The organism is Paenibacillus sp. SER-28 (assembly GCF_052906305.1).
Genome location: NZ_JBRECM010000007.1, coordinates 203,697 through 226,652, shown reverse-complemented (window position 1 = coordinate 226,652; position 22,956 = coordinate 203,697). Strand labels below are relative to the sequence as shown.

The 22,956-nt window shown below is 45.2% G+C and carries 27 protein-coding genes; 7 read left to right on the top strand and 20 right to left on the bottom strand.

The annotated features are described in order from the left end of the window. Positions 1-13 precede the first annotated feature (13 nt). The 6 genes from gatC to ACUYLD_RS17760 all read right to left on the bottom strand — a co-directional run bounded on the left by gatC (position 14) and on the right by ACUYLD_RS17760 (position 3,343). Complete coding sequence (gene gatC / locus ACUYLD_RS17785) at positions 14-301, bottom strand: Asp-tRNA(Asn)/Glu-tRNA(Gln) amidotransferase subunit GatC (protein WP_010344719.1); 288 nt, start codon at positions 299-301, stop codon at positions 14-16. A 304-nt stretch (positions 302-605) separates the two neighbouring features. Further along, a complete protein-coding gene (locus ACUYLD_RS17780; RefSeq protein WP_061831452.1) occupies positions 606-992 on the bottom strand; it encodes a hypothetical protein in 387 nt (128 codons plus the stop codon). Between the two features lie 79 nt (positions 993-1,071). After that, positions 1,072-1,281 (bottom strand): hypothetical protein, encoded by a 210-nt coding sequence (locus ACUYLD_RS17775; RefSeq protein WP_061831453.1) that lies wholly within the window; start codon positions 1,279-1,281, stop codon positions 1,072-1,074. 243 nt (positions 1,282-1,524) lie between these two features. Then, the gene (locus ACUYLD_RS17770) at positions 1,525-2,154 is read right to left on the bottom strand and encodes an MBL fold metallo-hydrolase (RefSeq protein ID WP_061831454.1); all 630 of its coding nucleotides are present in this window, start codon (positions 2,152-2,154) and stop codon (positions 1,525-1,527) included. A gap of 3 nt (positions 2,155-2,157) precedes the next feature. Beyond that, positions 2,158-2,727: a thioredoxin family protein gene (locus tag ACUYLD_RS17765; RefSeq protein WP_061831455.1), complete on the bottom strand. Its 570-nt coding sequence runs from the start codon at positions 2,725-2,727 to the stop codon at positions 2,158-2,160. A 1-nt stretch (position 2,728) separates the two neighbouring features. Continuing rightward, complete coding sequence (locus ACUYLD_RS17760) at positions 2,729-3,343, bottom strand: DedA family protein (protein ID WP_013311915.1); 615 nt, start codon at positions 3,341-3,343, stop codon at positions 2,729-2,731. Between the two features lie 142 nt (positions 3,344-3,485). Here ACUYLD_RS17760 and ACUYLD_RS17755 point away from each other — a divergent pair, with 142 nt between their 5' ends. Beyond that, positions 3,486-3,809, top strand: coding sequence for a hypothetical protein (locus ACUYLD_RS17755; protein ID WP_013311916.1), 324 nt, complete (start codon positions 3,486-3,488; stop codon positions 3,807-3,809). An 80-nt stretch (positions 3,810-3,889) separates the two neighbouring features. Here the strand turns inward: ACUYLD_RS17755 and ACUYLD_RS17750 are convergent, their stop codons facing one another. Then, positions 3,890-5,104, bottom strand: a complete 1,215-nt coding sequence (locus ACUYLD_RS17750; RefSeq protein WP_025721769.1) for a class I SAM-dependent methyltransferase — start codon at positions 5,102-5,104, stop codon at positions 3,890-3,892. After that, complete coding sequence (locus ACUYLD_RS17745; RefSeq protein ID WP_446675638.1) at positions 5,091-5,747, bottom strand: DUF6483 family protein; 657 nt, start codon at positions 5,745-5,747, stop codon at positions 5,091-5,093. Before ACUYLD_RS17745 ends, ACUYLD_RS17750 begins: the two co-directional genes overlap by 14 nt. Before the next feature lie 394 nt (positions 5,748-6,141). On the opposite strand from ACUYLD_RS17745, the gene ACUYLD_RS17740 reads away from it, so the two are divergent. Further along, entirely contained in the window at positions 6,142-6,708 is a 567-nt protein-coding gene (locus ACUYLD_RS17740; protein WP_061831457.1) for a pyridoxamine 5'-phosphate oxidase family protein, read from the top strand. A 93-nt stretch (positions 6,709-6,801) separates the two neighbouring features. On the opposite strand, the gene ACUYLD_RS17735 is transcribed toward ACUYLD_RS17740, so the two are convergent. Continuing rightward, on the bottom strand, positions 6,802-7,596 hold the full coding sequence (locus tag ACUYLD_RS17735; RefSeq protein WP_446675637.1) for an alpha/beta fold hydrolase: 795 nt from the start codon (positions 7,594-7,596) through the stop codon (positions 6,802-6,804). An 88-nt stretch (positions 7,597-7,684) separates the two neighbouring features. Next, complete coding sequence (gene yyaC / locus ACUYLD_RS17730; RefSeq protein ID WP_446675644.1) at positions 7,685-8,269, bottom strand: spore protease YyaC; 585 nt, start codon at positions 8,267-8,269, stop codon at positions 7,685-7,687. A gap of 126 nt (positions 8,270-8,395) precedes the next feature. On the opposite strand from yyaC, the gene ACUYLD_RS17725 reads away from it, so the two are divergent. Further along, positions 8,396-8,623: a DUF1128 domain-containing protein gene (locus ACUYLD_RS17725; RefSeq protein WP_013373034.1), complete on the top strand. Its 228-nt coding sequence runs from the start codon at positions 8,396-8,398 to the stop codon at positions 8,621-8,623. A gap of 196 nt (positions 8,624-8,819) precedes the next feature. On the opposite strand, the gene ACUYLD_RS17720 is transcribed toward ACUYLD_RS17725, so the two are convergent. Continuing rightward, positions 8,820-9,539, bottom strand: a complete 720-nt coding sequence (locus tag ACUYLD_RS17720; protein ID WP_254327104.1) for a pirin family protein — start codon at positions 9,537-9,539, stop codon at positions 8,820-8,822. Positions 9,540-9,770: 231 nt separating this feature from the next. Between ACUYLD_RS17720 and ACUYLD_RS17715 the strand changes: the two genes are divergently transcribed. The 4 genes from ACUYLD_RS17715 (at position 9,771) to ACUYLD_RS17700 (ending at position 11,894) form a co-directional block, all read left to right on the top strand. Further along, a complete protein-coding gene (locus tag ACUYLD_RS17715; protein WP_446675636.1) occupies positions 9,771-10,475 on the top strand; it encodes a phosphatase PAP2 family protein in 705 nt (234 codons plus the stop codon). 137 nt (positions 10,476-10,612) lie between these two features. Then, positions 10,613-10,870, top strand: coding sequence for a GlsB/YeaQ/YmgE family stress response membrane protein (locus ACUYLD_RS17710; protein WP_069011991.1), 258 nt, complete (start codon positions 10,613-10,615; stop codon positions 10,868-10,870). A gap of 51 nt (positions 10,871-10,921) precedes the next feature. Then, a complete protein-coding gene (locus ACUYLD_RS17705) occupies positions 10,922-11,323 on the top strand; it encodes a YtxH domain-containing protein (RefSeq protein ID WP_446675635.1) in 402 nt (133 codons plus the stop codon). A gap of 94 nt (positions 11,324-11,417) precedes the next feature. Then, on the top strand, positions 11,418-11,894 hold the full coding sequence (locus ACUYLD_RS17700) for a DUF5665 domain-containing protein (protein ID WP_165179367.1): 477 nt from the start codon (positions 11,418-11,420) through the stop codon (positions 11,892-11,894). A gap of 115 nt (positions 11,895-12,009) precedes the next feature. Here ACUYLD_RS17700 and ACUYLD_RS17695 read toward each other — a convergent pair whose 3' ends face one another. The 9 genes from ACUYLD_RS17695 to ACUYLD_RS17655 all read right to left on the bottom strand — a co-directional run bounded on the left by ACUYLD_RS17695 (position 12,010) and on the right by ACUYLD_RS17655 (position 22,868). Then, on the bottom strand, positions 12,010-12,969 hold the full coding sequence (locus ACUYLD_RS17695; RefSeq protein ID WP_061831462.1) for a magnesium transporter CorA family protein: 960 nt from the start codon (positions 12,967-12,969) through the stop codon (positions 12,010-12,012). A 119-nt stretch (positions 12,970-13,088) separates the two neighbouring features. Continuing rightward, positions 13,089-13,862: a sigma-70 family RNA polymerase sigma factor gene (locus tag ACUYLD_RS17690; RefSeq protein ID WP_013311929.1), complete on the bottom strand. Its 774-nt coding sequence runs from the start codon at positions 13,860-13,862 to the stop codon at positions 13,089-13,091. Continuing rightward, positions 13,859-14,311 carry an anti-sigma B factor RsbW gene (gene rsbW, locus ACUYLD_RS17685; RefSeq protein WP_061831463.1) on the bottom strand — a complete coding sequence of 151 codons (453 nt, stop codon included), beginning with the start codon at positions 14,309-14,311 and terminating at the stop codon, positions 13,859-13,861. Before rsbW ends, ACUYLD_RS17690 begins: the two co-directional genes overlap by 4 nt. An 18-nt stretch (positions 14,312-14,329) precedes the next feature. Next, positions 14,330-14,668 (bottom strand): STAS domain-containing protein, encoded by a 339-nt coding sequence (locus ACUYLD_RS17680; RefSeq protein WP_061831464.1) that lies wholly within the window; start codon positions 14,666-14,668, stop codon positions 14,330-14,332. 99 nt (positions 14,669-14,767) lie between these two features. Further along, positions 14,768-16,438 carry a response regulator gene (locus tag ACUYLD_RS17675; RefSeq protein WP_446675634.1) on the bottom strand — a complete coding sequence of 557 codons (1,671 nt, stop codon included), beginning with the start codon at positions 16,436-16,438 and terminating at the stop codon, positions 14,768-14,770. Between the two features lie 19 nt (positions 16,439-16,457). Beyond that, the gene (locus ACUYLD_RS17670; RefSeq protein ID WP_023990274.1) at positions 16,458-17,327 is read right to left on the bottom strand and encodes a CheR family methyltransferase; all 870 of its coding nucleotides are present in this window, start codon (positions 17,325-17,327) and stop codon (positions 16,458-16,460) included. A 79-nt stretch (positions 17,328-17,406) separates the two neighbouring features. After that, on the bottom strand, positions 17,407-21,126 hold the full coding sequence (locus ACUYLD_RS17665) for a response regulator (protein WP_446675633.1): 3,720 nt from the start codon (positions 21,124-21,126) through the stop codon (positions 17,407-17,409). Beyond that, on the bottom strand, positions 21,110-22,291 hold the full coding sequence (locus ACUYLD_RS17660) for a PP2C family protein-serine/threonine phosphatase (protein ID WP_028541849.1): 1,182 nt from the start codon (positions 22,289-22,291) through the stop codon (positions 21,110-21,112). Before ACUYLD_RS17660 ends, ACUYLD_RS17665 begins: the two co-directional genes overlap by 17 nt. Positions 22,292-22,526: 235 nt before the next feature. Continuing rightward, positions 22,527-22,868, bottom strand: coding sequence for a general stress protein (locus ACUYLD_RS17655; RefSeq protein ID WP_023990277.1), 342 nt, complete (start codon positions 22,866-22,868; stop codon positions 22,527-22,529). Positions 22,869-22,956 lie beyond the last annotated feature (88 nt).

The window sequence follows — 22,956 nt, the reverse complement described above, 5'->3', positions numbered from 1 at the left end:
TCAAATATGAGATCTATTCCAGAACAGCAGGAACCTTAAACTGTCCGTCTTCTTCTTCAGGTGCATTGCGCATCACTTGCTCTTGTGTCAAACTTTCACGAACTTCGTCGTCTCGCATGACATTGCTGACGTGCAGCACATGAGTGGTCGGTTTTACCTGCTCCGTATCCAGCTCATTCAGCTTCTCCGCATAATGGAGAATGGCGTTTAATTGTCCTGTCATCGTTTCTTCTTCAGCCGCGGTCAGATTCAACCTAGACAGCTTGGCTACGTGACGGACATCTTCCGTGGAAATGTTCATACAAAACCCTCCTCATGTATATGAGGATTTTGCAAAAAGTCCAATAAGCGACTGGAATCGAATTTTGCAAAATCCTGATATTAAAAAATGCTGCACCGAACTTTGAAATAACGTTTTTAATTATAGGATAGAACCCTTTACAATTCAATCTTTGACGCGGTACAGAAGCAAACTGTACATCAATGAGGGAAATGTTGCTAAAAGAATATAAAAAAAGCACCTCTCGGTGCTCTTTCGAGATAACTATAAGAGCTGAGATTGTGCCCATTATATATTTTTAAAAAGAGTCGGCAGTAGCCGACCCCTATATCCAAGCACGCAAATTGACTTGTCTGATAAAATCAGCCTGTGACAACAACTCTGCCGCGGTTTCTTCTTCTTCAGTCTCTACCGAATCAAGACCACCGTTCATTACATGCTTGAACAGTTGCTCATTATGAGTAGCAAGGGCATAATCTATCAGCGCTTCACGCTCAATCCGCTCGGCTTCTAGCTTGAGAATACTCTCCTCCAGCTCGATGTCCCCGGATGGTACAAAAAAATTGCGGTTCACCTTCGGTACGCGAATGACATAGTCAAAAGCATTGTCCGCATTACGGTCGTAAGCAATGATATAACCATGTTCGCCCACAGGAAGATTCTGCTCAAAAGCATCCGCGACGATCATAATTCTAGCTCCTAAATGATGCATCGTTAGCCCCCCGTTTGTCTGAACTTATCTGCTAAGTCTACTAAAAAAAAAGTAGCTTGTCTATATCATCTATGTATCTTCATAATCGACCGTCTCCACGTCCCAACCTGTGTTCATTCAATCTCACATGCCAGTTTTGTGAAGGGATTCCGCCCCGTCGTTTCACCTTTTTCCAAGTTATGATCTTCGGTTCGGAACCTACCACAGAATCTTCAATATCTATTATATTGGGAACACGGAAACTACCTCCAATCTCACGTTGTACCCCATATATATGTTTTCTTTTCATTCTTGCTCCCCCTTGTGATCTGACGGCCTCATGCCTCTTTATCCTCTTAATGGGCAAAAAAAAGAACGCAAACCGGGATTCATCCACAGCTTGCGTGCTTCGCGAGTTTAGTATGTAACTTTAATAAATTTATGTTAACAAAAATAAAAACCTTTGTCTATACATAATTTATAATTTGTTGTCGAAATGAGGCAAAACCTGTCACACCTTTGATTTTGCCCCTACTGAAAACGTTCATCACATTTACCGGATATACGGATTATTAGCTTTCTCATAACCGATGGACGTTTTGGGGCCGTGACCGGAATAGACTGTAACGTCATCTCCGAGCGGAAACAATTTGTTTTGAATAGAATCGTATAGATCCCGTTCCCGGCCACCCGTCAGATCCGTGCGTCCAACGCCCTGACGGAATAGCACATCCCCGGAAAAAAGATCTTTGCCACACAAAAAGCTGACACTTCCGGGTGAATGGCCCGGTGTATGGAACACCTTGAACGTGTGCCCGATCAGGTTCAATTGCTGACCTTCCGCCAAATCATATTCGGCAGGACCGGTTGAGATTGGTGGAGATGCCTCTGGCCACATCAAGGAGCCATTCAGCTTAGGAGATGTGAGCCAGTCTTGCTCCAAGGCGTGCAAATACACCGGGCATCCTTTGGCATTGCGAATCTCCTCCACCCCACCAATATGGTCAAAATGGGCATGGGTCAGCAGGATAGCTTCAATAGTCAGAGACTCAATCGCCCTTAGCAAAGGACCCGGATTCATTCCTGGATCAATAATAATGGCGCGCTGTGGATCATCCCCTTGAAGCAAATAAGCGTTCGTCTGAAGTGGACCGAGATTAAAGCTGCGAATAGATAGCACCATAAGTTAAAATCCCGAGATCAGCTCACGTAATTCCTGAACAATCACAGGATGGACCTCGGTTCCCTCCCCATATTTTTCAGCCATTTCTTTACGAGCAACTGCGATTTTTTCTTGATAATCATCAGCTTCCCGATCTGGATTTTCACGTTTGAATTCGATCATAATTTGTTGGACATGTGCAGGGCGTGGTCCCCAGTGGCCAAGTACGTGACCTCCTGTATCCGCAAAAATCACAATCGGTACAGCACGTCCGCCCATTGTCAGGAAGTCATCCATCAGCGCCTGATGGTTTTCCAAGATTAATACTTCGGTCGGAATCCCGCTATTCTCCAGTGCACGGAACACAACTGGCACATTACGTACCACATCCCCACACCAGTCGGCAGCCAAAATAAGCACGCGCAGATCATCCCGATGGTTCAGGCTTTCAAAATACTCTCGATCCTCTTCGCGATTCCACACAAACTGATCGTACCCAGAGCGGAAGGCTTCTTTGTTCTTTTCCATGCCCTCCATAAACTGTTCAGGGCTTAAGCCCTTTCCGAAGTATTGCGATACATTAGTACGGCTCATGTTATACACTTCCTTTTTTGTTTTTGGACAAAATCCATTTGATAACAAAATAAATGATCAAGAGCGCAAGGGCAACCAGCAAAATCGGTTTGATGTAAGGTGCTGCCACTTCGTCAATTTGCTCCCACTTGTCTCCTAGCAGCATACCTAAATATATAAACAAAACAGACCAAGGTATAATCGCTAGCGTTGTCAAAATAGTAAAACGCCATACGTTCATTCGAGCCAACCCGGCAGGGATTGAGATGGCATGACGCACAACAGGAATAAAGCGAGCTGTGAAAATGACCCCTGTGCCGTATTTGTTAAACCAGGCTTCAGCATGGTCGACATGACTTTTTTTGATAAGTATGTATTTCCCGTACTTATCTAATACCGGTCTGCCGCCATAGCGTCCAATCCAGTAAATGAACAACTGGGCCAGAACCCCGCCAATCGTTCCAAAAACGACTGCGCCAAAAAAATTAATATGACCCGAGGATACTAAAAAGCCACCATAAGCGAGGACAATTTCGCTTGGAATGACCTCAACCATCAAGCCTAGCATAATACCAAAATACCCAAGACTACGAATGATCTCAAACAAATAATTAATGATACTAGATATTTGGTCCAATTCTCTTCCCACTCCCTGCCTGTTTCTCTATTTTCATTAGTGTATCACAGCGGCAGAACAAGTCGCCACTTCGCCCATAGGGAGGTCAGTGACCCCGGCTCCTCTGCCCGCATAAGTTGGGAGAGAGAGGAGGGGGTACAATATGCCTCCCGGCAAATTCCCCAAACATGACAATTCACAATCCCGTTTACCCACGGCTCGTGGTATCCGCCGCGCATGTACCAAAGAGTTGTATCGAACCTGCAAACGTCTGCCTGTTCACATTGCTCCTGATCTGGTCAAGCAGGGCGAGGAGCTATACTGCCGCAAGGTCGTCGGACACCTTATCTGGATTGCGGAAAACCATAGTAATCGCAAACTACTATGCGACTGGTGGGACGAAGATGTCAGCGAGGAGCTCGCGGCATTGTGGAAGGTGGATCGCGATGTCTTGTGCACCGCTTTTAGAAGCGCCTATGGCGGATAGATGTTGGCGTACTGCAACCATGAACTGTAAACTACAAAAAAGTGGAGCCACCCCGCAGTGGCTCCACTTTTACTATATTCCTAGCTATGTGTCTGCTTCTTCCCCGCTCCTTCGGGAAGCAAATCCGCACAAGCGCGTTCCAAATAAGGATCAGCATGAATAAAATCCCGAAATGCTGTGTATTCACGCCACAAAACGGATTGTTCTCCCGCCTGCCCTTTGACGGCACGAATCAGAATATTTTTAGGTGTATGCTCCATGTCGATAAATTCCAATAGCTGTGTCCGATATCCCATCATATCCAGCAGTTTGGCCCGGATTCCATCCGTTGCCAGTGCAGAAAAACGCTCCTTTAAAATACCGTGGGAAAGCAAAGGCTCCAATACTGGATTTTCTAGTTGGCTGAACAGCTCATGCTGGCAACACGGAACCGACAAAATAACGGATGCTCCCCAGCGGACGGCCTTTTCCAGCGCCGCATCTGTTGCTGTATCACAAGCGTGCAAGGTAACAACCATATCCACCTGTTCCAGTTCGTTATAGTCTGCGATATCACCGACCAGAAACTCCAACTGTCGATATTGCAGCTTTTGAGCCAGAACATTACAGGTTTCAATGACATCTGCCTTCAAGTCCAAACCAACGATCTGCAATGGTCGCTTTTGCTGTACAGCCAAATAGTGATACAGCGCAAAGGTCAAATACGATTTGCCACAGCCAAAATCCACAATCGTCAATGGGCGGCCTACCGGAAGGCTGGGCAATACATCCTGCACCATTTCGAGAAACCGGTTAATTTGACGAAACTTATCATACTTGCGGGCCAGTACCTTACCGTCCTCATTCATAATCCCAAGCTCAATCAGGAAAGGAATTCGCTCCCCTTCTTCGAGCACATATTGCTTTTTGCGATTATGAGACAGGTCGGCTTTACTTTTGCTCGGTGACTTTGTCAGAATGGATACTTTATATTTTTTACTGATCAGCACTTGGTAGTCTGCATCCTTGGCGCATAGAAGTCCTTGGCGGAACGTGTCCTCAAACAAGGCAGTCATTCGCTCATTAGCTTCGTCAGGGGTCAGATTTTCATGAATGACTTTGTTGCTGTAATGAAAAGCAAACTGGTAATGCAGCTTGTTTTTCAATTCCACTGGTTTGATTTGTACTTTAGTAAAAGAAGCATCCTCCCGTTTGCGAAGCTGACTCAGCGTCGCTGTTATGAGGGATCCTCCCGTAGTCAATTGGTATATAAGTTCGCGCAGTGAATCCAAAAGGTACATCTCACTTTCTTTCATGTAATTGGGTGATCTCGATCAAACCCTCGGTGACTTCCTGGCGTGAAATTCCACCCAGCTCCAGCTCTGCATTGGTCTTATCCAGTAAGTGACTGTAAAACGCCTCCGCTTCGGATAGAAGCTCTGGCTGCTCCCATGCCAATCCAAACCAGACATCGGCGGCTTCGTCCAGCCTGTTTTCTCGCTCGTAATGAACAGCCAACAGTTTGCTGGTTTCAGAGGGAAGCTCATATTCACGCACCAGTTTTACGATACACGCTATTCGTTCAGGCAGGACCTGCAGATCACGAGTCGCGCCATTCGTATCGCTGTACAAATATAAATGAAGAGATTTCATCAAGATTCGTATGCCCTCGTCTGTTCTGCTGGTTTCCAGGTAAATCACGGCTTCTTCCTCTAAAATGCGAGCCACCTGCTGGAGCTTGTCCGCTTCAATTCCAGGGCCCAATCGGAAAAGCTCAATAATTTGTTCCGGCGGCAATCGTCTGAGCAGATCTGAACGAAGACGAAACTGCTTGTTGAGCAGATCATCTAACTGTTTTAGCGCTTCGACATGTTTATTTTCACGCCTTAGACCGAGCACCGATGCTACTGCGGATGTCAATTCTTCCATCATACTAAGCAAATAATCTTTTCTAAGCAAGCCGTTCCCTTCCTTTCATCCCGATGCCTAGACAACCAGAAACTCTGTCTTCTGATTGTAAGACATCCTTGTCTAAAAGCCAAATGCCCTACCATGCAGAAATACCACTTATAACCTTCACCCTCAGTTAATAACATCAATGATCAGGAAGTCAGAATGCTCACGTATGGCAGTGAATTCCTACGGTACAGCACTTTGTAGCAGATCATTTGATTAGCGAATGACGGTTTTTTTAAAATCAATATTGCTTCTTCGTTAGTGTTGTGATATTTTTGTTTCATACAAAACAAAAAATAATCAGTATATTTAAACATCCTACAAAATAATTCATAATAATTAATTTCTTTAGAAACAAAATTTATATGAATATTTTTGTGAGAAAGGATGATGGAGTTTGGGTAAACAATTTAGCTCGATATTACCGGAACATCAAGAGTTTATACAGCGACAGCACATTTTCTTTGTAGGATCAGCACCGCTATCCAAGACAGGGCACGTTAACCTTTCCCCCAAGGGATATGATTCCTTTCGTATTCTATCGGACCAAAGGGTAGCCTATCTCGACTTGGCGGGAAGCGGCAACGAGACAAGCGCCCACATTATCGAGAACGGACGGGTAACAATCATGTTTTGTGCATTTGAGGGCGCTCCCAGTGTACTAAAGCTCTATGGTACTGGTACCGTCGCGCTGCCCGATACTAAGCAATGGAATGAACTGTACCCTCTCTTCAACCCGCTTCCCGGTGCAAGACAAATCATTGTTGTGGACGTTCACATGGTGCAGAATTCATGTGGTTTTGCGGTTCCCTTTATGACATACACGAGCGAACGGGAAAAGCTGAAGGAAGTCTCGATTCAGATGGGAGAAGAAGCACTTAAAAAATATGCCTATGAGAAAAATCTGGAGAGTATTGACGGTTTGCCGACAGCGTTTGCCTTTAACAAAAGCAATATAAATTAGACACCTTACACACCTAAAAATAATTGACTACCCAAAAACCGGAACCTTCTGTTTATCACATCAGAAGGTTCCGGTTTTTGGGCTTACCTTAGTCTACCTTTTCAAGTTTTGCTCTAAAAATGTCAAGATGGTGTTCGCTAATAACTCCGGTGCCTCGAACAGGCTCATGTGACCTGCTTCCGGTAGGGTAACCTGAGTTACTCCGGCCCGATCTGTTGTAAACGTCCGCGCTGGAGGAACCGCCTGATCCTGCTCACCCGCTACTAAAAGGGCTGGCAATGCAGAAGCCGACAACACATCCCGCCGATCAGTACGCTCGCGCATAGCCAGTGATGCTCCGACGGCTCCTTGTGGTGGTGTTTTGTAGCCAATTTCTTTGACTTTAAGTAATTGGCTGGACATTGACTTCACATGATCAGGAGCAAACAGTCCCGGTACGAGTCCATCTACAAAGGTCGTAATCCCCTCCGTTTGGATGGTGGATACAGCCTTATTCCGCTTTTCTTTACCTTCATCCGTATCTGCATATGCTGTGGAATGAATCAGTCCAAAGGCTGTCAGGCGTTCTGCATGTCTCTGCACTGCCGAAAGGGCAAGATAGCCTCCTAGGGAGTGACCAAACCAGGCAGCCTGAGGAATGTCCAATTGTTCTTGAAGTTTAAGCACATCATCTGCCATTTGATCAATAGTATAGGCTCCTAGTGGAGCATCGCTGCGTCCGTGTCCACGCAAGTCTGGAACAATACAACGATAGCTTTGGGATAGCAAGGGAACAACCTCATCCCAGTAGGAAGAGCTTCCGCAAAATCCGTGCAATAGAATGATCGGATCTCCTTTTCCCTGTTCGGCATAGCAGATCGTCGTTCCTTCGCATAATACCTTTTCCATGTGGAACCCTTCCTTCTCTGTATATAATCTATTGGATCTGAATATATTAGTGAGTAGAACATGCTGATGTATATTATTAAGCAGACCATCAATATCTGAAACGGTAACCCTCTGGAAAATCTTGCGAAGCTGTTTTTAAACCAAATTCATAAGCCGCCGCATTAGCAATATGCGCAGCCATGGTCATGACCAAGTGAAGCGACGTCATTTGGAGTGTCCAATAGGGTTTGGGACTGCGCTCATTCACAATCGCTGCAACACTATAATGACCAACAGACGGCAGAGACAGCCCCACCGATCGCGCAGGAGTTAGCGGTTCACGCGCAATAAGAAACATTCCCGTTGAGCCGTGCTGTCCAAGACAAGCATCTATGGCGATCACATGATGATCTTGGGGAATGCACTCCAAGTATGAAACCAGATGATCTGCATCACAGGGCTCCGTCATTGTGCCAATCACGTACGGAAAGCCTTGCTCCTGGAGCATGGTGCCTACCAGTGGCCCGAGTGAATCACCCGATGAGCGATCTGTACCGATGCAAACAAAAGTCAACTTATCTATAGCATGCTGATGATGAATTTCTCGGAAAAACGGCGCAAGTCCATCTCGATCTGTTTTCTTTACATTATGTTCTAAGGACGAGCGACCGGGTGCGGAAGCTCGATTATACAAAGACAACTTTGTCCATCCTCCTTGATTCGGTTATATATCGGTAATCTGGCTTTCAGTACATTCTACAACAAAAACATGATACAATACAGGCAACTTCCCCTGTTATGAAAGGATGGAAAATTAACGATGGATTTGTCTGTACCGTCTCATGCCAACATTGAGTATATGATTGAGGGTATTAAAACCAAGCTCCGTATGGCGAGTGGTGCTGCTATGCAGGCATCCGCTTTCTCGCTGGAGCAATACGAGGACATCCACGATGTCTATGATATGGTGATAAGCAAGCCTAACCTGAGCATTTCAGAGGTTGAAGCTATTGTTTCTGAACTGGGTAGATTGCGTAAGTCCTCCTGAATTAGCTTATAGGAATACAGCTTAGCTGTATTACAACCTATCATCATGAACAACAGCCTTCATGATAGTGGCCCTGTCAGCGTAAATAAAGCTCGTATTCCCGCTCGTCTCAACAGACGTGCAACGGGATACGAGCTTTATTTTTTCGATTGCATATGCGCATTTTCATACACTTCTTCACTCACTCAAGGATGCTTCAAGGCAAATCCGCTAACACCAATTCAGATATATCCTCATTACCTGTAGCTCGTATCTTTAATGTACAGCTTTTTTGAATTCGCGCGGCATCGCCAGGCCCTAACTGAAAATCCCCATCCTGGCACGTAACTTCCACATGACCGTTAACTACATAGATGTGGGTGCGGCGCTCCTCTTGCTGCGGATATTCAAGCTGCTGTCCTTTTTCCAATCTGCTCAGATACAGATTTATATCCTGCGCGATGGATAACGCTCCCTCCACTTCTGAACCAGACACAACAGGCTGAAGCCGATTTAGACGTTCACTGTGCTTGAATCTTTGCACCTGATAAGAAGGCTGAATGCCAGGACTCTCGGGTAAAAACCACATTTGCAAAAAACGAACCGGTCTTTCATCCCCAGTATTTCGCTCTTCATGTTCAATTCCGGTGCCTGCACTCAGAACCTGGATCGAGCCGCTTTTCAAATCCTGCTCATGTCCTAAGCTGTCGCTATGATGCAATTGGCCTTCAATCACGTAGGTGACGATTTCCAAATCGTGATGCGGATGTCTTTTGAAGCCTTGCTGCGGTTCAAGCTCGTTATCATTATGGGCTAGCATACAGCCAAAATGGGCATTGCTCGGATCTTCATAATCGGCAAACGAAAAGCTAAACTCACTATGAATCCATCCTTTATTTGAGGTATGTCTTTCTGCCGATGTCACTATTTTAATCATCCTTAACACCTCCATGGATTACAGTTCCGTAAAGTAGCCTTGCTTCGTGATGACTATTCCACTTCCGGCCCTGGCATTACAAACGCTGTGATACGATCCCTTTACCCCGGGCTTATATGCCTCAATCAGCCTGTCTTCTCCGTCGGTTTTTGCTCTTAAGTTCATTATTAGTTAAGTTAATAGTACGAAAAATTGAATCTATTACAGCCATAAGGAGGAGATTTATTACATATGCTATCCCATGAACCCCAATCATCCCGGTTCCTACCAAGCTATTTGCGTCGTAGTCTGTATGCATCTATTATCATGATCGCTGTGTTGCTTCTCATCGCCTACTCTGTGAAGTGGATTGGCACAGCTCCTTTTCTATATTGGGATGAACGCATACAGGATGCCGTTTTTCCAGACACAGCAGCTGCTCGTTACCAACTGCTAACCATCGCTATATTCATTACATCTTTAGGTTCACTCCGCATGTCGTTGATCATCGCCCTCGGTGCTGCTACCTTGTGTTGGGTCAGCCTTCGTTCAAAAGCTTATTCCTTTGCGATCCTAAGCAGCTTTACGGCGATGTGGGTGCTAAATACGCTCATTAAGGAAATTTTGCAACGGGAACGTCCGTCACTTCAACATTTGGTTGAAGCCGGGGGTTATAGTTTTCCCAGCGGTCATGCGATGATTTCTATGGGATTTTTCGGAACGATATTTGCCATTTGGGCCATAGAACGAAAGATTCGTGGGCGTTCGCTCTTTCTTCCGTGCGCTCTGGGTGCACTACTGATTCTCTTGATTGGATTAAGCCGCGTATATCTAGGCGTTCACTTTCCTACAGATATCGTGGGTGGCTATATTGCGGGTATAATTTGGCTGGTGTTTACTGTTCCTGTGATCTATTGGCAAGCGCGCATGCAGCTTCCTTCCACCCCCCACCGATAAATGTCCGAGACGGCTTTTTGTTTCACTCCGGGTCACGACGTTTATATACGAAGTAAGCAAGGCACAGCAATATCGAAGCTCAGCATTCATCAAAAACGTTATGGTTTTGTGAACTTAGGATAAGGGAGGCGATCCTTGTGTGGGGAATTGTACTAAGTATTGTAATGGCTATTATTATCGGATTGATTGGCGATGCACTGGCTGGTCATGAAATGCCTGGCGGCATTGCGGGCTCTATGATTGCTGGATTTGTAGGAGCTTGGCTAGGTGTCATGCTATTGGGAGACTGGGGCCCGGTCATCGGAGATTTTGCAGTCATTCCAGCCATACTCGGAACCGCATTGTTCGTGTTCTTGCTCGGACTGGCGTCCAGGCTATTAAGAAGGGCTACCTAAAATTTTATATATATTTTTTATTCTTTAATTCTATAAGAGGAGTGATATAACATGAGTAACATTGACAATCAAAATATGGCAAGTACTTCAGGTTTTGCAAAAGGTTTATTTATTGGAGGTTTGATTGGTGCTGCCGCAGCCCTGCTGTTCGCGCCGAAGCCGGGTCGTGATTTGCGTAGTGATCTGTCTGATAAAATTACAGTTGTCTCTGATAAAACAAAGGACGTGGCATCTGTAGTGAGCAGCAAAGCGACAGATTTGGCCAAAACCGTTTCCACCAAAACAGCAGATGTAGCCAAAACGGTATCCGAGAGTAAAGACAACATCGTATCCAGCGTAACCAAAGCTTCTGCAGATGTCGCTAATGAAGCAGCCAAAGCGGATAAAGAAGTTATGGATGCAACGGCTCAAGCGGCCAAGAATACGCAAAAACAATTGAATGCAAATTCCTAATAGCTACACATTCTGATGGCAAAAAAATAAGCCCTAGACACTGAACAGCCAGCATGCAAGAAGCTGGCTGTTTTTAAATGATAGAAAGGCTGGGATGACAATGAACAAGCCAAATTCCTATGGAGATGATCTTACCGCGAACAACAAAAGAACCTTTCATCCCCTACAGGCTCAAGATCAGCCAGATGAAGTTTCATCCAAGCAGACTTCTTCTACTCATAATCATGTTAAAACACATGATCAGGAGAGAGACTTTGATGTAAATGAGCATCCTTTTGAGCTGCGCCATGAGGTCAAGCGGCTTAACAAACGCTTAGATCAAATAGCAGATACGCTCGAAAGAGCAGAATTCAAAGATATTCTGGAGAACTACTCCAGCACTAAAAGAAGAATTATGAGCAATCTGACCGCAGGCATTGCACGTGGTCTCGGTCTTACGCTGGGTACAGTGGTCATACTCGCCTTGCTCGCTTGGTTGCTCAGTTTCCTGGTGCAATTAAATCTTCCGGTCATCGGAGATTTCATCGCCGAATTATTAGGATATATCAAAATGAGCCAAGGTACTAAGTAATTGTCCCTATCTCATTTAAAAACGATCCATCGTAACCGGTAACGGACTCCTCAAAGAGCCTCCAGTTACGATGGATCGTTTTTTATTTGTACATTGTAACAGCTGTAGTCAGCCGCTACAATTTGTTGCGCTTGTTAGCCTTCAATAAGTCTCCTGTCCACCCCTTCATCATCAGCCAGCCGTACATTCCCGCCATACTTAGCAGTGTGGCAATAATCACGGTGGTAAAACCCCAGCCTGTTTTAATCCAAGGCAGATTTTCAAAGTTCATGCCCCATATAGCGCCCACTACGGTTGCTGGTGTAAATACGGCGGTGACAATGGTGAGCGTCTTCGTAATCTCATTCCCCCTAAATGCGGAAATGGCGTCGTCAATGGAGATCAATGTGTCGATTTCCTTTTCATAATGCAGGAAAAGTCCTTCCATCCGAGTAACACGGTAAAGTAACTGCTTAAAAAAACGATTCTCCTCCAGTTGATCCAGATATGCCTCCCGAGAAGCCGTCACCAGCTCTGAAAAAGGAATGAACATATTGCTCCAATACAATAGCTCGAAACGTGCATTCAATATAGAATCCATCAGCGTACGGGCATTCCTTTTCTCCATCTCCTCTTCCAGTCTTCTCAGGTTGATCTCGAACTTATCCATACCTGTATGAAAATAATGAAGCACGGCCCTCGCCAATACAAACATGCCGTCAGCTGCATCCTCACACTGTTCCAGCATTTTTTGGCGTTCCGCGGTGTGCATGATTTCACGGGTATTTTGATCCAGATTTAACGTCACTAACTTTTGGTTTAGAACCAGAAAATAAAACTTGTTGCAATTACGCTGACTGTCGATCTCCTCCTGAACGGAGTAAATCAACGACCCGTACATTAAGGGTTGATTGCCATCTGGAAAGCGCACAGATATAAAGCTGGATGGAATGTCCTCTACCTTGTCCAGCCATTCTGCGGCTTCTGGGAGCTTCTCCTTCAAGTGCTGTATGACCGAATCTTGCCAATTCCCAGCACTGATGTCCCACCATTCCCATCCTCCGCGAAAGGAAGAAATCTGTTCAAATGCTGTCATGGATTCCAACCTTCCTCCCAACCTCTTTGCTTTATAAAAAGGACACGCTTCCCATATCGGAATAACGTGTCCTTACGATGTGACGCCAAATATGTTAAGCCAAGAATTCCGCGGTCTTCTCATGAAATAGAGGAATTAGACATAATCTGCTTCAGCTTTTCCGTTGCCCGCTTCTGAATACGGGAAACGCTCATCTGCGATACGCCCAACGTCTGTGCAATCGCACGTTGAGATTGACCGTCCTGAAATGCCAGAAGAAGCACCTTTTGTTCCTGCTCCTTCAGTTGGCTTAAAGCCTGCTGCAAATCCATTCGTTTTTCCACAGTGTCATAATCGTTAGCATCCGAGCTAATGAGCTCGCCTAACGTAGCTGCACTCTCTTCCTGGGATAAAGGCGAGTCCAGTGAAACATAGTGATAGCACTCACGGCCAGCAAGCACCTCAATCGTTTCTTCCACGGTAAGATCCAAATAGGTCGCAATCTCGTCTACATTGGGTGAGCGTTCCAATTTAACGGTCAGTTCATCAATAGCATGTTGAACAAGCGCACCCTTTTCCTTAATACGGCGAGGAACCTGAATGTACCAGGATTTGTCGCGCAAATAATTTTTCATATGTCCCAACATACTTTTCATAGCGTACGGTTCAAATGGGATACCCAAGCTGATATCGTATTGCTGAAGCAGACGTATCAAAGCCATCTGACCGGTCTGATATAAATCCTCGTATAAATCCGGACGGTTACGGGAGATCTTCCCGGCAGCCATCTTGACCATCGGCTCATACTTGCGGATCAGCACGGTAGCAATCTCGTTATCTTTTGTTTGCTGGTACTCCCAGATTAGACCAACGGCTTCATCCATCGACTCCGGGGGAGTTACCTTTTCATTCATACTCTTTCCTCACTTCTGGTCAGGCGCTTTACCAGCACCACTTCGGTGCCTTTTCCTGTCTCATTCAAGATATGGACATCGTCCATAAGCGCCTGCATGAGATAAAAGCCTAATCCGCCTATCTGCGCATCATTCAACTCCTTGTCATGCAAGGATGCGATACGGGACGGGTCCTCCACACGTTCAAAGCTCTCCCCTTCATCTTTGACACGAATGGACAACGAAGCTTCATCAAATTCAAATGTTACTTCCACGACTCCCCCCTCATGACCATATGCATAAAGGACAGAGTTATTACAGGCTTCCGATACAGCCACTTTCATGTCTTCAATATCCTCATAAGAGAATCCCATTTTCGCGGCAATACCGTATAAATTTAATCTTACAATATCAACAAAGTCAGCAGTTGCCGGCAAATTAAGAACTACTTTTTGAATTTGAGCATTCATTTCTTTTTCTTTCCTTTCCTATTGGGAATTCTCCTGGGGGGCAAAGAATTTGGCAATACCGGTCATATCAAACAGCTTTTGAATCTGAGGCGGTACCTCTTGAACTGTAAACCGGGACTCCATCCCATGCCTTGCTTTTAAAATAGATAACAAGATACCAATACCCGTGCTGTCAATGTATTTAAGGTCTCTCAAGTTAATAATCAAATCTTGGCTGGACTCCCCCACCAAAGGCTCCATCACCAGACGAAAATCAGGTGCTACCGAAAGATCCAACTCTCCACTCAGATAAACGGTATTTACGCCATCGGTTGTTTCTGTAATTGCATTAAATTTCTCATTTTTATTTGTATTCATAGGCCTACTCTCCCGAAAAAAGATTTCCCTACATACTAACCCATTATACGAGCGTTTGAATCACGGTATAACTTTTTAAACACTACCAAATGCCACCATCTAGGCTTCATTGATTTGATCTTTACCCGGCTGCATTGGAAAATGGTCCGGAGAATGCCGTAGCAACGCCTGTTTTACACTGCTGATTTTAACGGGCTTACTAATATAATCGTTCATCCCAGCTTCAATACATCGAGGCTGAATACCCTCCATGACGTTAGCCGTCATGGCGATAATGGCAGGTTGGGATCTTCCCGCCAATTGTTTACGCATTCTACCCGTACATTCCAGACCGTCCATCACGGGCATCTGCAAGTCCATAAAGATATAGTCATAGTCCTGATTCGCCATGACCATATCAAGCGCCTGTTGCCCATCTGCTGCCACATCTGAAGCTAAACCAAGCTTATCCAGTATATTAACCATTAGCTTCTGGTTGATCGGATGGTCATCCACCACCAGTACAGGTTTACGACTTGGAGACTCCTGATGTGGAATTTCCCAATCGTGGCTGGACTCCCCCTCCAGTTCATTTTCCTCAGCAAAGCCAAGCTTCATTGTAAAATGAAACGTCACGCCTTGTTCTCCACTCGTATCTACACGAATATCTCCGCCCATCATATTCACCAAGGTTTTACAAATGGCAAGTCCTAACCCGGTACCACCATATTTACGCGTCATTGAAGAATCCAGTTGGGAAAAGGGCTGAAATAGCCTTCCGACCTTAGCCGAATCAATGCCAATGCCTGTATCCTTCACAGAAAACTCAACGGTAAGTCCATTGTCACTGTGCTCTTTGACAGATGCGAAGACATATACCCCGCCTCGGTCTGTAAATTTGACGGCATTGGATACCAGGTTAATCAATACTTGTCGCAATCGCCCCATATCTCCATATAACACCGGTGGCATCTGTTCATCGAGAAAATAAACCAGCTCCAAATTCTTTCGGTTGACTTCTACTGTAAACAGGCTGAAAACTTCCTTGATACAGGAAACCAGATCAAAAGGATATTCCTCTACCTCCATTTTGCCTGACTCCAGCTTGGTAAAGTCCAGAATATCATTAATGACCGCTACCAGCGCGTCTGCGCTACGACGGATGATATCAGCATATTCCTGCTGATCGGTCTGCAGCTCTGTCTCCATCAGCAGATCAATCATGCCAATAACACCGTTCATAGGTGTACGGATCTCATGGCTCATCATTGCCAGAAATTCCGTTTTGGCATTGGCAGCAATCTCTGCTGCCTCCTTGGCGGCAATCAGTTCGCTGTTCATCTTCTCAAGCTCCTGCGTCTTGTGGTGAAGCAGCATGGATTGTGTCTTCAAGCGTTTGTTTGTCAGATACATTTGCACGAAGCCTTCAATTTTGGACTTGAGAATTTGAGGGATGAACGGCTTCACCATATAATCAATACCACCGGCCGAATATCCCGCAAACAAATGCTCAGCTTCCTTGCTGTTAGCTGAAATAAAGATGATCGGAATATCCTTTGTTTTCTCTCTGGCCTTGATTAACTTTGCAGTCTCAATTCCATCCATACCCGGCATCTGCACATCAAGGACTACAAGTGCGAATTCATCTTTTAATAGACATCGCAGCGCTTCTTCCCCGGATGTGGCTTTTACCAGATTATATTGTTCACTCTCCAGCACCGCCTCAAGAGCGAGCAGGTTCTCAGGTCTGTCATCTACCAGCAATATATGAATCGGTTCATGAAGCCCCATGGAATCCTCCTAAGCATCTCTATTTAATCTTCCGGTATATTTTTTCTATCCGGTCCAGCGGCTCGTAGGAATCACTATAATCGGTAAAATGTATGGATTCCTTGGCCCCAAGCACCAACACACCAAAATGACTTAAGCTATCATAAAACAACCCATGTACATGGTTGCGAAGTTCGTCGTTAAAATAGATCATGACATTCCGGCAAAAAATCACATTGAACTCGTTAAAGGACCGGTCTGTCGCTAAGTTGTGCTCCGCAAAAATAATATTCTTCCGTAAAAAAGGATGAAACATCACTGAATCATACTTGGCTGTATAATATTCAGAGAACGATTGTGTGCCCCCGGACTCCAAATAATTTTTGGTATACAGCTTCATTCGGTCGATCCCGTATACGCCTTCCTTCGCCTGCTGTAAAGACAGGTTATTCATATCCGTCGCATAAATGCGAGCCTTATCATATAAGCCTTCTTCATGCAGCAAGATCGCCATAGAATATACTTCCTCACCAGTGGAACAACCTGCATGCCAGATTCGAATGTACGGATACGTTCGCAAAATAGGAATGATTTTCTGCCTGAAATTTAGAAACAGCTCCGGGTCACGGAACATCTCGGTCACCGGAATGGAAAGGCTTTGTACCAGTCTATCGAAGGCGCTGCGATCATGCAGCACCTTCTCCTGAAGTCCTGATATCGTGCTTACGTTCTCGGACTGCGCATGATAATAAACACGCCGCTTAATCGAAGGCAGAGCATAGTTACGAAAATCGTAGCCGTACAGCCGATGTATACCTTCCAGCAACAGCTCAATCTCAATCAATTCCCGCTCAGTATCATTCGATTTCACTTCATTAGCAGCATTATCCGCCATATCCTTAGATGTCATAATCTCTCTCCAATTCCTAAATAGGTTTTGCCTATGCCGCTCCAATCATGTGTCGATTTATATTACCCATTTTTTTGGGTTACGAATACAACCAAACCCGCATTAATGATAAAAGCTGTTCGGTTTGAATCGGTTTTTTCACATAATCGGAAGCGCCTGCCTCAATACACTTGGAACGATCATCCTTCATGGCCTTGGCTGTCAGGGCAATAATAGGCATCTTCTCGAATTGTGGCATTAGCCGGATACGTCGCATCGCTTCATATCCATCCATTTCCGGCATCATCATATCCATCAGCACCAGATCAAAATCAGGTGTCTGTTCCAGCAGTTCCAGTGCTTCTCTTCCATTTTCCGCAAAGGTAACCTCCATACGATAGCTTTCCAGCACACTGGACAGAGCAAATACATTGCGAATATCATCGTCTACCAACAATATTTTTTTACCTTCAAACAGTTCTTCCTTGTTGTATAGCTTCTGCAAAATTTTGCGTTTGTCCTCAGGAAGGTTCGCCTCTACACGATGCAAGAACAACGTTGTTTCGTCCAAAAGCCGTTCCGGCGATTTAACATCCTTAATAATAATAGACTCTGCATATTTACGAAGTTGCGTTTCTTCTTTGCTATCCAGATCTTTGCCTGTATAAATAATGATCGGCAGATCAGTTAGCTGCTCATTCTCTCGAATACGATCCAGCAGTTCAAAACCAGTCATATCGCTCAGCATCAGATCCAGTACCATGCAGTCATACCGCTGGGTAGCCAGCTCATTTAGTGCTTCCTGACCTGTCGATACCGCCGTAATGGCAACATCATCATGATCGATCAGCTCAATAATGGATTTACGCTGATTATCATCATCTTCAACCACAAGAAGACGTTTGACCATCTGGTCCGTATACGATTTGATATGTGAAAATGCTTTATCCAGACTTTCCTTCGAAGATGGCTTTTTGAGATAGGCAATCGCGCCCATCATCAAGCCCTGCTTCACATCATCTATGACCGAAATAACATGCACTGGAATATGACGTGTCGATGAATTTCCTTTTAGCTCGCCCAAAATGGACCAGCCATCCATCACAGGTAATTGAATATCTAATATAATAGCGTCCGGCAAATAAGACTGAGCCATGTTGAGCCCATCGTCTCCTTGGAGAGCGATCAGGGCCTTAAAGCCCCGACTACGGGCCATATCGTACAAAATATTAGCAAAATTAATATCATCCTCAATAATCAGCAGCACTTTATCCTGTGAGGTAATCTCGTTTCGGTCGTCCCCCGGATGAATAATGTCCGCTGCTTTGTTTTTCGAAGGCATCTGATATAATGGCAACCGTTTAGCAGGCATAATCATGGGAAGATCCGTTTCTGCCGAGGCTGCGACATTCTCAACATCCGAATTCACAACCCTACCGTTAAATTCCTCTCTCGAATGAGAATCCATATCCTCAGCCGTTGGCGTTTGTTCCGGCAAATACAATGTGAAGCAACTGCCCTGTCCCTGCTCGGATTCCACCGTAATAACGCCGCCCAACAATCTGGAAAGCTCGCGGCTGATCGACAGACCTAGTCCTGTCCCCCCGTATTTCCGACTGGTTGTACCGTCTACCTGCTGGAAGGCTTCGAAGATCAGATCCGTTTTATCGGAAGCAATCCCAATGCCCGTATCGCGCACAGATAGAGCCAAATAGGATCTCCGTGGATTTAGCAGACTAGGAAGCTGCTCTCCGTTTGCCCGAGATACACTGAAACGAATAGAACCTTCTGTGGTGAACTTGAACGCATTGGACAGCAAATTACGTAAAATTTGTTTGAGACGATAACCGTCACTGATAATGGCATCTGGCAAGTTCTCTTCGATTTCGGTATGCAGTTGAAGCTCACGTTGGGCTGCGACCGGAGCAAAATTCTGCTCCACAAACAGTTCCAGTTCCTTCAAGTGGACCGCTTCATGGTTAATATCCATTTTTCCAGCGTCCACTTTGGATAAATCCAGAATTTCATCAATCATTTTCAACAAATCCGCGCCTGACATATAAATGGTTTGTGCATATTCCACCTGCTTTGGCTTGAGATTGCCTTCCTTGTTCTCAGACAAGAGCTGAGATAGAATAAGCAAGCTATTTAGCGGAGTACGCAGCTCATGAGACATATTGGCCAAAAACTCGGATTTGTATTTGCTTGTGATTCCTAGCTGCATGGCCTGTTGCTCCAACTGAGCTCGTGCATGTTCAATCTCGTCGTTCTTTTCTTCCACTTCTCGAACTTGTTCTTCCAGAGCTCTCGTTTTGGCAATCAGTTCAGTATTAAAATGCTCCAATTCTTCTTGTTGACGTTGTAACAATTCCTCTGAACGCTTGAGTTCTTCTGTTTGCTCCTCCAAATTTTCGTTGGAGCGCTTGAGTTCCTCTTGCTGAGTTTGTAGTTCCTCGGATTGGCATTGCAATTCCTCAGTAAGTGCCTGAGATTCGCGCAGCAATTGCTCTACACGCATTCGTCCCTTGATATTGTTCAGAATGATCCCCAAGCTCTCTACTAATTGAGCAAACAGCTTCGTTTCCAGATCACTGAAGCGATCCAGTGACGCTATTTCTACAGCACCGATGCACTCATCCTCAAACAAAATAGGGAAAATCATAATTCCCACCGGCTTACTTTCTCCTAAGGCAGAGCCTATGGACAAATATCCGTCAGGAGCCTCTGTAATCAAGATCGGCTTACGATCCAGAACACATTGTCCGAGTAAGCCTTCGCCCACATGGATAACGTCCCTAATCGAATTTTCGCCAGTCACCTTTGCATAGGAGCCGTATAACTTAAAACGGTTATCTTCTACCTCTTTCCCTTGCAAATAGATGGCTCCATAGCTGCCTCCCAAGATGGGCGTAAACTCACTAATGAACATCTGAGCAACCTGCTCCAGTGAATTCACACCGCGGAACAACTCAGTCACCCGAGCAGTATTGGCATTAAGCCAAGTTTGGTCCTTCTGCGTTTGAAGGACGGAATGTTCAAATTTCCGCTTTTCTTCCAAGTCTCCGGCCATTTGTTGAAATACACGAGCGACTTCCCCGATTTCATCCTTGGAAGAAACACTCATTCGGCTAATGGCCCTGTATTTTCCCTTGCCAAAACCATTAATCATGAGATTCACGACATTTAGACCTTTGGCAATGCTTGGGAGCACCCACAAAATAACCAGTAAGCCCATGATTAGGCCGGCGGCCATCAGAATTGTGGTAATCTGCACAGATTCTTCATACGCCAAATTGGCCTGCTTCATGTCGCTATCAATTTCCCGATCCTGAAAAACGGCAAGGGCATTAATACTATCCATCGCCTCTTCTTGGGCAGGCAAACCAGTACTATTGCGGAAAGCGTTAGCCTCATCAATACGATCTTGCCCCAACAAAGAAACCAGTCTTTGTTCGTAACTTAAAAATTCATTCCACGCGACGGCTACCCGATCAACCTGCTGTTGCTCTTCACTGGTGCCGGAATTCGTTTGCAGACTAGCCAGCACTTTCGTCCCAGTAGCCGAAATATCGTCCAGCTCGCGTTTGGCCTCACTAACGGAGGAACCTGGATTCAAGATCAGATTGGCCATCACTTTGGCCATATCATTCACCTGCCCGCGAATAGCTGTTGTTTTCCGGACCTTCATATATCGATCCTGATAAACCTGGTTTAGCTGTTCATTCAGGCTCCCCATCCGGTCATAGCTGATTAGCGTCAGCACAAGGAGGATCGCCATAAGCGATCCAAAGCCGATCAGCAGTTTATTTCTGATTTTCATGCAAGCTCTCTCCCTCTTTCAATGAAATCCAGATCAGGCACTTATCATCATCGCGATCCTGTGGCGTCTCATTACGAAAAAATGCATCCAGCATCGCTTCTTCGTTCCATTCCTCATACTTACGTAGACACTCAGTCAGATACTCCAACTGCTCCTCATATTCACCTTCCACCGCTTCCAGCAAGCCATCCGTATACAAAGCGATATGTCCAGTTCCTTCATAATGAATCGTGTGCATTTCTGCATCAATCTTATCAAACAAACCAACCGGGCTACATGCACGGTCAAATTTGGTAATGCTGCCATCCTGGTTGAACAGCAAACCGGGAGGATGTCCCGCATTTACATAGTCAATTCGCCGTGAACGGGTATCAATCACCATATAAATCGCCGTAAAATAATACTGTACCAGCTGCTTGCCCAGATCCAGTTGATTAAAACGACGATTCAGCTCTTGTATGACTTTCTCAGGCTCCACATATGTGGTCACCGTATCCTTAAGTACAGACGCAATGAACATGCAGAACAACGAGGAAGAAATGCCATGCCCCATCATATCAAGCAAAATGATGGCATATCGCCCCTCCCCTAACGGATACCATGAATATAAATCCCCTGCCAGTTCAAAGGAAGGCTGATAGAGCGCATTCACTTGCAGCACTGGGTCATGGATGGCAGGACTAAGCACCGCCTGCTGCACCATCGCGGCCAGCTTCAACTCATCCTGAATTCGCTGATCCCGATCCTTATGCCAGTCCTTCTCCTGTTTGAGACGCAAAGCAGACCGGATTCGCGCCATGAGCTCTACCTTGTTGATCGGCTTCGTGACGTAATCGACGGCTCCCACATCTAGAGCTTCGGCCAATTTTTTGGAATCTCCTACCGCCGTTACCATAATAATCGGGATATCTTTTAAATGCTCATATTCCTGCACAATACTGCAAGCTTCAATGCCGTCCATTTCAGGCATCATCATATCCAACAGCACCAGATCAATATCGGAAGGACGGGGCCTGAGACTAATGGTACGGTCGCCGATTCCCAGATGCTCCAACATTTCTGCGGCCGAACTAGCAGAGATCACATCCCGATAATTTTCTTTTTTCAGTATTTCACGAATAATAATGACATTCGTCGGGTTATCGTCAACAATTAGAATTCTCATTGGCCTCTCCTTATCTGTAACTCATGTATTATACTATACCTACTTAAACGGCAACACCCTTGTTGATTAGAAGTAGTGTTTCCGTAAGAAGGCATTCCAAAAACATAGATAAGGAATGAGGCTAAAACCCCATTCCTTATCTATGTTTTTGGAGAACCCGCGAAACACTTGTGCTGCGGTCAACATCCTCTTTTTCGAATCTAATGTCACTCTGCTTTTATGTTGAACAGCAATATCACGCTTTTTTAGCAATGACCAGCACTTTACCCTGATCCAGTTCTTTTTCATAAAAGTCAGCTTCGGTATCTGTAAATCCCAAAGAAGTAATTTTAGCGCGAAGCTCATCGCCACGGGAACGGAACAAGTTGGCTAATGAATCGAAAACGCCCTCTTCCTTAATCCCGATTTCCTTGGCATCCACCGTATCGGCAATACGATCTGTCCGATCCTGATCATGAGCGAGCACGAACACATCCTCATAACGATAGCCCGTGTTACGCAACTCATTTACTGCTTCAACGGCTTGTACACCGTTATCTACCACTTTGGCATAAGATTTATGATTGGTCTGATTCATGTTTCTCACGCTCCTTTAAGGATTGACTTCTCTGACTATTACACTTCACATATCCATTTGAAACTTCCATGTTATGTCACGCCTCGTA

Coding starts and splice junctions, on each gene's coding strand:
- ACUYLD_RS17780 (WP_061831452.1), bottom strand. CDS start 992: ATGCATCATTTAGGAGCTAGAATTATGATCGTCGCGGATGCTTTTGAG.
- gatC (WP_010344719.1), bottom strand. CDS start 301: ATGAACATTTCCACGGAAGATGTCCGTCACGTAGCCAAGCTGTCTAGG.
- ACUYLD_RS17670 (WP_023990274.1), bottom strand. CDS start 17,327: ATGACATCTAAGGATATGGCGGATAATGCTGCTAATGAAGTGAAATCG.
- ACUYLD_RS17690 (WP_013311929.1), bottom strand. CDS start 13,862: ATGAATGAAAAGGTAACTCCCCCGGAGTCGATGGATGAAGCCGTTGGT.
- ACUYLD_RS17700 (WP_165179367.1), top strand. CDS start 11,418: ATGACAATGAACAAGCCAAATTCCTATGGAGATGATCTTACCGCGAAC.
- ACUYLD_RS17725 (WP_013373034.1), top strand. CDS start 8,396: ATGGATTTGTCTGTACCGTCTCATGCCAACATTGAGTATATGATTGAG.
- ACUYLD_RS17720 (WP_254327104.1), bottom strand. CDS start 9,539: ATGATTAAAATAGTGACATCGGCAGAAAGACATACCTCAAATAAAGGA.
- ACUYLD_RS17680 (WP_061831464.1), bottom strand. CDS start 14,668: ATGAATACAAATAAAAATGAGAAATTTAATGCAATTACAGAAACAACC.
- ACUYLD_RS17770 (WP_061831454.1), bottom strand. CDS start 2,154: ATGGTGCTATCTATTCGCAGCTTTAATCTCGGTCCACTTCAGACGAAC.
- ACUYLD_RS17660 (WP_028541849.1), bottom strand. CDS start 22,291: ATGAGAATTCTAATTGTTGACGATAACCCGACGAATGTCATTATTATT.
- ACUYLD_RS17675 (WP_446675634.1), bottom strand. CDS start 16,438: ATGGGGCTTCATGAACCGATTCATATATTGCTGGTAGATGACAGACCT.
- ACUYLD_RS17655 (WP_023990277.1), bottom strand. CDS start 22,868: ATGAATCAGACCAATCATAAATCTTATGCCAAAGTGGTAGATAACGGT.
- ACUYLD_RS17775 (WP_061831453.1), bottom strand. CDS start 1,281: ATGAAAAGAAAACATATATATGGGGTACAACGTGAGATTGGAGGTAGT.
- ACUYLD_RS17665 (WP_446675633.1), bottom strand. CDS start 21,126: ATGAAAATCAGAAATAAACTGCTGATCGGCTTTGGATCGCTTATGGCG.
- ACUYLD_RS17715 (WP_446675636.1), top strand. CDS start 9,771: ATGCTATCCCATGAACCCCAATCATCCCGGTTCCTACCAAGCTATTTG.
- ACUYLD_RS17705 (WP_446675635.1), top strand. CDS start 10,922: ATGAGTAACATTGACAATCAAAATATGGCAAGTACTTCAGGTTTTGCA.
- ACUYLD_RS17735 (WP_446675637.1), bottom strand. CDS start 7,596: ATGGAAAAGGTATTATGCGAAGGAACGACGATCTGCTATGCCGAACAG.
- ACUYLD_RS17755 (WP_013311916.1), top strand. CDS start 3,486: ATGCCTCCCGGCAAATTCCCCAAACATGACAATTCACAATCCCGTTTA.
- ACUYLD_RS17695 (WP_061831462.1), bottom strand. CDS start 12,969: ATGACAGCATTTGAACAGATTTCTTCCTTTCGCGGAGGATGGGAATGG.
- rsbW (WP_061831463.1), bottom strand. CDS start 14,311: ATGAATGCTCAAATTCAAAAAGTAGTTCTTAATTTGCCGGCAACTGCT.
- ACUYLD_RS17765 (WP_061831455.1), bottom strand. CDS start 2,727: ATGAGCCGTACTAATGTATCGCAATACTTCGGAAAGGGCTTAAGCCCT.
- ACUYLD_RS17750 (WP_025721769.1), bottom strand. CDS start 5,104: ATGAAAGAAAGTGAGATGTACCTTTTGGATTCACTGCGCGAACTTATA.